Raw genomic sequence first — 10,386 nt, 5'->3', positions numbered from 1 at the left:
CGTGCGGAGCTTGGTTCCGTCGGCGGCATACGTATAGGTTATCGTACTACCGTCACTAAAGGTTACTACACTTGGCAAATTTAAACAATTATACGATATATTGCTAATTCCTTTGTTTAAATCTTTAGTTAAATTACCGTTGGCGTCGTAAGCGTACTCATCAGCCTGCTTCACGGCGTCCTTGAACTCGAAACCGTTGTTGTAGGCGGATGCCGTTACCGCGTCATCCACCCGGTTTAGTTGGTTGCCATTTAGAGTAAAAGTTAGATTATCTATCAAGCCATAGGTCGAAGTCCCCGTCTGCCCATAACGTTGCAGGGCAAGTATGTTCCCGTTCTTGTCGTAGCCGGTCACTTTCTCGGTGAAGCGGTTTGCGTTACTGCTTATCGAAGTACTTTCGCCATAGACCGCATCCAGCATGCGGTCCAGCCCGTCGTAAGTGAACTTATAGCCGCGGAGTGTCGTCTCATTTCCGGCTTTCCAGGTCATGCTGCTGATGTTGCCGTTGTAGCAGGGTGTGCCGTTGCCGGTGTTGTAATACAGGTTCTGCGAGAACTTGGTGCCGCTGATGGCTGTCAGCCAATTTTGTATATTATACTTGTACTCTATCCGGAAGTCTGGATTGCTGATATTGTGGAATGTATTGGCGATGATGCGCTCTGTAACGTCATAAGTATATGTCAAAAGCTGTACTTCCGGTCCGTTGTTCATCCGGTGCTTCACGGATGCCAAAAGGTTTTTCTTGTTGTATAAATAGGTATACGTTTCGGTGAGGAGCACCTTTTCGGCGGGAGTACCGAACGTTCCGGTGAAATAGACAGACGTTTGAGTTAGCGGTTTTCCGGTAAATGAATACGTGTAATCCGTTTTCCGGTTATAGCTCAGTGAGTCATGCAGCAGGGTAGAAACCAGTTTTCTTTTCCGGTTGTAGGCATAGAGCTCGTATCGGTGGCGGTCCGGTTCGGACGTCCGGCTGACGATGCGGCCCGTAAGTGTGCCCGATAACGTTGGGTATTCCAGATCGGGAATATTCTTGAATCCGTCCACCTTATGTTTGAAGTCATAGTTGTCGTAATAATTGATGATTTCGTATAGCATGTTATGCTCGATGGGAGTTAATGTTCCATTTAAGTTGACATGGTATCCTGTCCCTACGAGTTCTTGGCATAATTCAAACTGTATAGCAGTTTTCATCATAATATTCTCCAAGTCAATTGGCAGATTGCTATAAAAGCAGCTTATCACTCTTTTGTCCAGATCCTTTATGCCTGTTATTAGTGATTGGTCTGCTATAGCCTGCACTGCTAACCGGTTATGTTTGTCGTAGAGGTACAGCCTGTATTTTCCTTTTTTCTTCATGTTTCCGTCCTGCATCAGGGTCAGGTGGTCGGCTGCGTCATAAGCATATGTCACGGGGTCCGTTCCCGGCAATTTTTTTTCGACTAGGCGGTTCCGGTGGTCATATCTGTACCGGTAAGCATATTTGTCCAGATTCTGAGAGGTGATGTCGTCGTTTATCATGGGTGGCAGCACGTAAAACAGGTTTCCGTAGTCGTCATACACGTAATACGTGTCGTGCGAGACAGTTCCATCCATCTCTCGGGTAAGGATGGTTTTTCCCTGCATGTTGGTAAAGGTGTAACTGACGTGACCGTCTTCATCGGTTTCTTCTGTCGCCTCCAGTAGTCCGGCCTGGTAGTTCCCGTTTCGTACCAGTTTTCCAGCAGCATCTATGTAGTAGTATGCGCAACACCAGTTTCCGGCATCAGCATTCGTTCCGTATACGATGGTCTTTGAATGCCCGTTCCAGTCTTCACCCGGCTTGGTCATTTTTATGATTCGGTTCAGTGGTGACTTTTCATATTCTGTGGAGATGTAAGGACGGGAGTCTTTGTAATAGAATTGGGATGAAAGACTGAAATTAGGTACATCAAGATACTTTTCTTTTCTCGGCATGGGCAGATACTGTATATCAGGTCTTCCCGTCTGGTCATATCCTTGGACGGTCAGCAGGCAGCTGTCTGTTTCCGCAAAAGGATAGTTTCTTGTCATTTTCTGGAAAGGGCGTCCCAAGCCGTCATAATACCGGACCTGTTCGATGTACGTGTCACCCTGCTCGGTGAGCATTGTACGCGTTTGCAGATAATTCAACGCGGTTTCCTGTGCCTGTGTGCACACAGATATGATGCACAAGCATAAAAATGTCAGATATCTTTTCATAATTCGTTGGGTATTTCAGTGTTTTGATAATGTTTGATGTAACTCTCTACCACCTTTCCTTCATGGTTCTTCACCGTACTGAGCTGCCCTTTGTCGTTATACTCGTAGGTGGTTTTTTCTCCGTGGGGAGCGGTATGCGAAGTCATGCCTACCAACGGCTCGTAGGTGTAGGTGGTGACCAGGGCATGCGGCAACGAAGTACGCAGTCCGTCCAGGGCTGTCATATCCGGCACGTCCTGGTCCGACATACTTTCAGGACTCCTGCCCAGTGCCGTTTTGACTTCATTGTACGTCACTCCTTCGATTTCTGCGACGAGGTAACGCCCGTGATACCCCCACACCAGAACTTTCTTCGGGCGATTGCGGCTTGTCACATAAATGGGATTTCCGTACGCATCATGCACCTCGCAGGCTTCTTGTTTCTCGTATGGATAGCTGCCTTTGCGGGTATAGACGGCGGCATCCACTACGCCTCCATTGGACAATAGCTTGGGCTGGGTCCACTTTCCTTCCAACAATTTATTCCCCAGAAAACGTTCTTCTGCGATTACGCGGCCCACGATGTTGCGGTCTACCAGTTTCTTGTGTACATTATCGACAGGATAAATGGGAGTTGCTTCCTGCGTGTCTGCTACCGAGGTATTCTTTATGTTGCTGTTTCCCTGTATCTGGTATACGTTGTTCCGGGTACTGGGTAAAATCGAATCGGTAGGATAGCTGAAGGTGGTTTTCAGCGTATCTTGTGTAGAGGTACTTTCTGTCTGTTGCTTTAGCCGGTCGTAATTGTTGTATGTATACTCTTTTGTGAAAACTATAGGGGCGGCATTCTTGAAGTAGCTTGTAGTTTTCTCTATGCTCACGGGATACTTCTGCATGCGGATGCGCATGGCCATGGCTCCTCCCGAAACCGGACGCAGAGAGACGGAATAATCCGGTTCTGCCAGTTGTTGCCCGGGAGAAGGGGCAGGTTGCAGCGTGGGGAAGAGGTTGCGATAGGTGTATTCCGTACGTTGTTGCTCTACCGATTGGCTGTTGTATACGCGTTTCCACAATAAATGTCCGCGCCGCAAGCATTTGCTGGTTGCCATAGTGGCGTTTCCAGAAACCAGCTCCAGGGGAGTGGGAAACCCTGTGCTTGCCGTCCAACTGTAGTTGACATCTCCCTGGTCCGGACAAGTGTGGTAATCGGAGAAGTGATACTGAATGTATGACTTGTCCCCCAATGTTTCTTTCACATACGAATATCCGATACGTGGCTCTTCGATGTTGTAGTTTTGAAGCCATACGTTGTTCCATATATAGATGGTGTCGCCGTTCGTCCGTCGGAAGTAAGGCCTGTATTTCAGTAAGATGCCGCTGTCTTTCACACTGAGCGGTTCGGTATAGGTATAAGTCTTGGTCTCTTTGGAGTAGAAGTTGGTGCCTTCAATCCGGTAATGGTTTTCCAGAGATTTTATTCTGAAGCCGTTGGTCTTTCCGGCTATATCCACAAGGCGGGAGTGGAATGACAAATCGGTCACTTCGGTGTCCACTCTCTTGCTGTAGCTATGCGGCTCGTATTCGAACAAAGTGTACCCGCCTGTAGGATAAGTCATCTTTGTCATCAGGCTGACCGGATTGATGGGGAGAAGACCTTTCAGATACCCGAAGTCATCCACGTTGTCGGTCGACGGCTCGGCATACGTTGCGGGATGCCGGTATTCGAATGAATATTTCCCTTCATCCGGCATCGTGACTTGTTGCAGGAATCTCAGATGGTTCCGGTTCGAGTAGGACAGGCTGTAAGTATACACCGTTTTATTTCCTTGTTTCACGTCAATGGCATCCAGCTGGTACGACAGATTGTTGTATTTCTGGAATTCCTGATAGAAAGTCCGGCACGTCTCCACGCTTTTCCGGAATTCGACGCGCAGGCCGGTGTCGGCTATCTCGATGGATTCGGGGAATACCATTTTAGTGGCTTTGTAGGTATATGGATCCATCGGATTGGGAGCGACCAGCAGTTTGGTGCGCGAAGCGGCCCAGATAGGCGACCACATGTTATGGATGTTATCAGAAGTATAGTTCACAACAAGTGTCCGTCCGTTGGGTGCCGTTATCTTTGTCAGGTGCCAGGCATTGATGCAGCTTTTCTTTTCCGCGGCAGTGAATTCTTTGGCGGGAGAGAAGTTCATGTTATATTCCAGACTTGTCAACTCACCACCGAATGTATAGACGTAGCCGTCGGGAGCTGTGATTCTGATTTCCGAATCCGCCGGATACCCCAGATATTCGGTTTGGGCAGTGAGGCCGGAAAGGTCTACCTTGTATCCCTTGTCACTGGCACGTACCACGCCCTGGTTGTCTATCATGAAAGTGCCGTTGTGCCCGGGCATGGCGAACATGAACAGGTCGGGTTCACAGTCGTAAAAACAATTGTCTACGTATGGAAGGGCACAATAAACGCCATAATTTTTAAGGACTCCCGGCCAGAAGAGGTACAAATGTTCCTGAAGATAGGGTTTCTGTTGCACTGCCTGCCAGAATCCTTTGGCTGGATCCGGGGTAGTCGTATATTCCTTGAAGTCGTCTGGCACCCCGTATATTTCGCGCGTCACCGCCCCCATCCCGCCTATCGACCAGTTCAGGCCTACAAATCCGGCACGTTTGGCAGGTTGGAAACCATCAGATACGTAGTTCAGCACCAGCGGGATATCGAAGTCGGGGTCTTCGATGTGGTAGAGGGGGACGGAAACATTAACTTGTCCGGTATATAGGGAAACCGGAATATTGCCATATTTGATAAAATCGGCTGTCTGCGGACTGACTTTGCCATACTCGTTTTGTGCCTTAAGTACCAGCGAAAGCAGGCAGACGGATAGAATTAAAATAAGTCTTTTCATATATCTATATATTTTGTTAGGATTTATAATTTATGCAAAGAGGGTGTGTCATCATTTACTACAGATTTCACAGATTGGCACAGATTTTTTCTTGATCTTCAGATTGTCAGATTCAGTGATCTGTAATAATCCGAGTAATCTGTGGTAAAAAACTTATTCTGATACACCCTCTTGCTTTTGCTTACAGCAGGTTAGCGGCTTGAACGCCCAGTGCGCCGGCCAGCACACCTGCCACAGCACAGATGATCTTGATAATCAGATCCCAAGTCGATTTCTTGACAGCCATAATTTTCACACCTCCTTTCGATGCGGTTGATAGTAGTTGACAAGTTGACGAGTTGACAAGTTGACGAGTTGACAAGTTGACGAGTTGACAAGTTGACGAGGGGATGAAGGGCTTTAGCTGCCGAAGTTTCCGTAAGCCTCGTAGCCCTCGTTTACTACCCACTTGCCTCCATTCTTCATTCCTCATTCTTCATTCTTCATTTTCCTCACAGCTCCTTCGCCACCTCGAAGCACGGGCACGCCTTCACCCACTCCCATGCCTCGACCGTTCCGTTGCGGTCCAGGTCGGGGCTGAGGTCGCGGTGTCCGCAGACGCGGACGTTGGGTGTCCTTGGGTTGGCCCTGGGCGTCCAGTCCGCCTTCGTAGCAGATGCCGATGGAGTGCTTGTTGTAGCCTTTCACGTGCGCCCCTGCAAGCTCCAGTGGGCGGGTGACGACGGTGGTCCCGTCGCGGCGGATGTAGTAGTGGTAGCCCGTCATGCGGTAGCCGCGGCGACGGTGCTCCCGGTCCAGCGCCTCGGGGGTGAGGACGTGGCCCTCACGGGTGGCGCTGCAATGGATGACGATGTAATCAATTCTTCGCATTTTTTTGAGGGTTTAGAGTTTAGGGTTTTAGGTTGAGGTGGGGGGGCACCACGGAGGACACAGAGTTCCACAGAGGAAAAATTTAGTCCGTGTTATCCGCGTCATCTGCGGCTGAAAAATGTACCATCCGCATGGCCATTAGCCCATTTGCACATTCTCACATTAGCACATTATCACATTTGCACATTCACACCTTAGCCCATCCCTCATCCGATCGGGTTGTCATCCTCCCCGCCTCCACCGCCGGAGCCGCCTCCGGGTGTTTCTTCATCGTCGGCGCCGTCGTCGGGCGTCATGTTCAGTTCCTGAAGCTTGGTGTCCAGGTCTACGAAGTCGATGCGTTCTTCGGCGCGGGTGGTCGAGGTGTCCAGGTTGGGGCGGATGGCGCTCGATGCGCGGAAGTTGATGCGTACCGCCTTGATTTTTTCCGCCGTGCAGTCCTTCCGCAGTTCCGAGCCTTCGGTTGTGGCCGAGAGGCTGAACACCCCGAAGCCGTCGATGCTGACCGAATGGCCGTTGTAGAGCTCCGTCCGCATGGCGGAAACGAAGTTGGTGAGTACGCTCTGGATGTCGCCCAGTGTGAGCGAGCTTTTTTCTTTCATCTGGATGGAGAGGCTTTCCAGCGTGGCCGGTTTTCCCCACACCACCAGTTGGGGGTAGTACTTGGCCGGTGCGGCCTGGTCCTGCGGGTTTTTCCGCTGGACACGTTTGAATGTGACAGACATACGAGTCTCCTTTCTTGTTTTTTCGGGTGATGAGGAGGATGCGAAAAAGGCAGGAAGGACTGAAAAAAACGGAAGTAGCGTTGGCGTACATTCAAAATTAATCAGTACCTTTATCACCGGTTTGCAGAGAGCATCACCGTCGGCGGATGACAACCGCCCGATGCAGCCTTCTCCTGTCCGGCCTGCCGATGTAGGCATTTCCTCTGAATCAGTAAGTTAAGCGGTGTGCACCAACCGCGTCCATGGTCTCCGGAAGTGGACAAGGCAAAGGTCCGCAAACTTTCCGACAAGGGTGGGACAACCGGTGTCGGGACGGGTGCTACTTGGACGAACCGTTTAACGTTTATTTACTTCGGCACCCTTGAAAAAACGCATCAACTGCAATTTTGAAGTCGGAAAACACTTAAAAACTTAGCTTGAAAATGACACTGACACTGATTATCGTGCCGGCACTGATGGTTGTGCTGGCACTGGCGTTCATTCTCTTTCGCATTCCGAAGAAGGGAGGAAAAGAAATCCCGGCTTTTCCAGCCCCCAAACAGCCCACCACCGACATCTACGAACTACGCGAATTGCGCGCCATGCTGGCCCGCCTCAAGGAGATTAACGAAGAACACCGCGAAGTAAGCTACAACGCCCTGCGCGAACTGAAGCGCATCCGCCGCGAGATTGACAAAATCAGCAAGCGCACGGAGAAGGCGCGGGAGGACAGGAAGAAAGAAAAGTAAACATATAGTCTCATAGACATCTGATTATCATACATTTACACAAACATCGTAGAGACGCAAAATTTTGCGTCTCTACACGTACACATACCCATCTGCACTTTTAATGCCACATAGGCTGCTACTGCTTCAATACAAAATTACCCGGATTACCACAGAGCGAATAGATGGGAAGCAGGCCTTACCTGCCGTTCGGAGATAATCTGCGTAACTTTTCGTATGAAAATGTATTCACTGTACGGGCACATTAAACGTAACGCCCCGCCACATTGCTTGTGGCGGGGCGTCGGATTGTTTGTAACGGCACACAACAAACGGTGTGGAGTCAGGGCTCGTCGAAGTGGCGGACCAGCAGCTCTACCTGACGGCGGCTGAAGGTCTGCTCGTTGCGTCCTTCAGGACCTTCCTCGTAGAGCGCACGGCGCAAGGCATCGCTGCGTTCTATCCAGCGGTGGAGCTTGCGCAACGCACAGCGGGGCGTGAGGTCGGGAAAGTAGAGTTGGGCAAATTCGGCCTTACGGTAGGGCCGGATGACGAAGGGGCGGTCGGCTCCTTCGTCGGGAATCAATTCGGGTTTCATAGCGTTTGAGTTTTTAAGTTGTTAATGGGGCAATGTGCTAATGTGCAAATGTGCAAATGTGCAAATGTGCTAATGACCATGCGGATGGTACATTTTTCAGACGCAGATGACGCGGATAACACAGATTTAATTTTTTTCTCTGTGGGACTCTGTGTACTCCGTGGCGAACCGGTGTCCGGAAATTTCACCATCCGGCGGCTGTGTCCGGCAGCTGCCGAGGGCTCATTTTAGGGCTCAGGCTCACTATGAGCCTTCTCCACGGGTTCGGTTGGCGGTTTCCGATAGCCATCTTCCTCTTTTACAAGCAGTTCGGACTGCACAGCCTTGCGGAGCATGCGTTTGGCCGAGCTCAGCGGAATGCCTGCGAGACCGGCTGCGTCGACAAACTGTTTGTACGAGAATTTCTCAGGCAGCGACTCCAGCACGCCCGCTATCCGGTGGGGACGTTGCAGCGCCACGACGGGCCGCGCGCTGTCCGGCAGGGTGGAGCAGAGCAGCAGGCTGTGCTCCAGCAGCGTCTGCGTGATGAGCAGGGCGTTGCGGAAGTCGGTGTCCGTGCAGCGGTACTCGGGCGCCTGGCGGAAGCCGTCCCACTTGCGGAAGGCCGTGAACAGCGCTGCCAAGCGCATGGCCAGCAGGCCGTGGCGGAAGATGATGCCCAGCACGGCATCGCGCCCCTCGGCATGGGCATCGGCCAGCAGGCGGCTGAAGCAGGCCGTGTGCTCGCGCCACTGTGCGGGGCTGAAGGTGACCCGCGTAGGGCTTTTCAGCAATCCCAGGTGGACGGGCAGCAGCTCCTCGCTCAGGCGGCGGAAGTGGCTGTAGCGGTCGGTCTGTGCGTCGTCGGGCGCACACGACTCCCACTGCACTGCCGGCGGCCGGGTGCACACGGCAAAGCGGCTGTAGAGCCCCGACTCCAGCGAACGGAAAAAGGCGCAGAACTGTTCGGGCGTGCCCGACATGACGAGCGACAACCGCGGACGACGTGCCACGAGCGGTGCCCCGTCCACCTTGTACGACGACCCCACCTCCTCGTGGTGGGCAGCCTTCAGCAGGATGTCCTCGAAGTGGCCGTAGTCGGTGCCGATGGCGTCGCACAGGGTGGCCATCTCCGTAGTGGCCATGGCACACCCCACCTGTCCCGAAGCCGCCAGGCTCTCTATCAGCCGGCTTTTGCTGATGGTGGCCGGCAGCTTGAAGTACTGCAGCACGGGCTTGGACGGGCGCAGGTCGGCGTTGGGCTTGCGATGCTGCTTGCGTGCCTCGGCCATTTCCAGTTCCCACAGGGTACGTGCTTCGTCGGCAGCCTCCTGCTGCTCCTCGCGGCAGCGGGCATACCAGTCTTCGGTAGCATCGAGCAGCGAGGCGGTGAAGGCTATCACGCCCTTCCCCGTACCGGCGGGCGCCACTACGGCCAGGTAGAAGTGAGGCGAGTGTTCCACTCCCTTGTAGACGAAGCGCACACCCGTCAGCAGCGCGCTGCAACTGTTGAGCGCCCCTGTCAGCAGGAAGTCGCGTTCGTGGAGGTTGCAGGCAGGCTCCACACACCGCACCAGCAGCGGGGGCAGCGTGTCGTAGACCACATCGGGAATGAGGGGGACGGAAGCCATGAGCGCTTCATTATTTTCCAACAAATCGTCTGCATCGGCTGGCGCCTGGCCCCGTGGGGAAGGCTCATAGTGAGCCTGAGCCCTAAAATGAGCCCTCGCACCGGAAACGTCGGCCGGTGGAAACCGGTCAACATACTGATAGCCAGACAGTACGCGCGAACGTATGTCGTCGGACGTAAAATCGTCCGAAGCATGGCGGTAGCTGAAGACCTGGATGAGACGTTCCAGTTCGGATGCCGAAAAACCTTTACGACGGGCGGCGTGCCCCAGTTTCAGTGCGACGTCGTTCCGTCCGCCCCGGACGAAGGGATGACGGTGCTCGAAGTCGCTGACAAACTGTTCGAGGAAGCCCGGCGCGGTAGCCGGCGTTGCGCCCTGTGCGGAGGCTTCGGCGGCGGGGACCGGAGAGGGAATGTCCGCCGCATCGGCATCGCTGCCCGCTTCGGCGGCGGGTACAAAGAGAAAGACCCCGGCTTCGGGGGCATACCAGGCAGCGGGGTCCCAGGAGTAGTAGCAGGGCTGGGTCAGGATGCGGCAATGCTCGTCGTAAGGATGGGCGGCACAGGTGCTCACGGCACTTCCCACCGCCGCATAGAGGGCGCGGTAGTTGCGGGCGGCATCGTCGGGGCTGACGCGCGCCACCACCTTCAGGCCGTTGCCCGAGATGCTGCGGAAGGCAGCCACCACCCAAGGCAAGGTGCTGACGCGGCGTACGATTTCGTCCGTACGTTCGTCGGTATGGTCCAGGTCGATGCACAGCAGTCCGCTGTAGCT

At 53.1% G+C, this 10,386-nt stretch carries 7 protein-coding genes and 1 pseudogene; 1 reads left to right on the top strand and 7 read right to left on the bottom strand.

What is annotated here, in order from left to right:
* The 5 genes and pseudogenes from Q1Y74_RS13155 to Q1Y74_RS13135 all read right to left on the bottom strand — a co-directional run.
* On the bottom strand, positions 1 to 2,151 hold a 2,151-nt coding region (locus Q1Y74_RS13155), incomplete at its 3' end, for a DUF6443 domain-containing protein (RefSeq protein ID WP_300814754.1).
* 65 nt (positions 2,152 to 2,216) lie between these two features.
* A complete protein-coding gene (locus Q1Y74_RS13150) occupies positions 2,217 to 5,102 on the bottom strand; it encodes a hypothetical protein (RefSeq protein WP_300814753.1) in 2,886 nt (961 codons plus the stop codon).
* Between the two features lie 181 nt (positions 5,103 to 5,283).
* The gene (locus Q1Y74_RS13145; RefSeq protein ID WP_022163173.1) at positions 5,284 to 5,388 is read right to left on the bottom strand and encodes a smalltalk protein; all 105 of its coding nucleotides are present in this window, start codon (positions 5,386 to 5,388) and stop codon (positions 5,284 to 5,286) included.
* A gap of 205 nt (positions 5,389 to 5,593) precedes the next feature.
* Positions 5,594 to 5,972: pseudogene (locus Q1Y74_RS13140) on the bottom strand (N-acetylmuramoyl-L-alanine amidase).
* Positions 5,973 to 6,178: 206 nt separating this feature from the next.
* Positions 6,179 to 6,697, bottom strand: coding sequence for an HU family DNA-binding protein (locus Q1Y74_RS13135; RefSeq protein WP_300814752.1), 519 nt, complete (start codon positions 6,695 to 6,697; stop codon positions 6,179 to 6,181).
* 422 nt (positions 6,698 to 7,119) lie between these two features.
* Between Q1Y74_RS13135 and Q1Y74_RS13130 the strand changes: the two genes are divergently transcribed.
* Positions 7,120 to 7,425: a hypothetical protein gene (locus tag Q1Y74_RS13130; RefSeq protein WP_300814751.1), complete on the top strand. Its 306-nt coding sequence runs from the start codon at positions 7,120 to 7,122 to the stop codon at positions 7,423 to 7,425.
* A gap of 322 nt (positions 7,426 to 7,747) precedes the next feature.
* Here Q1Y74_RS13130 and Q1Y74_RS13125 read toward each other — a convergent pair whose 3' ends face one another.
* Positions 7,748 to 8,002 (bottom strand): DUF4248 domain-containing protein, encoded by a 255-nt coding sequence (locus Q1Y74_RS13125; protein ID WP_022162091.1) that lies wholly within the window; start codon positions 8,000 to 8,002, stop codon positions 7,748 to 7,750.
* Between the two features lie 227 nt (positions 8,003 to 8,229).
* Positions 8,230 to 10,386: DUF3987 domain-containing protein (locus tag Q1Y74_RS13120; protein WP_300814750.1), on the bottom strand; the 2,157-nt coding region annotated here is incomplete at its 5' end.

The sequence above is a fragment of the uncultured Bacteroides sp. genome (genome assembly GCF_949298305.1).
Lineage (GTDB): Bacteria > Bacteroidota > Bacteroidia > Bacteroidales > Bacteroidaceae > Bacteroides.
This window is presented reverse-complemented; position numbering and strand designations above follow the sequence as displayed.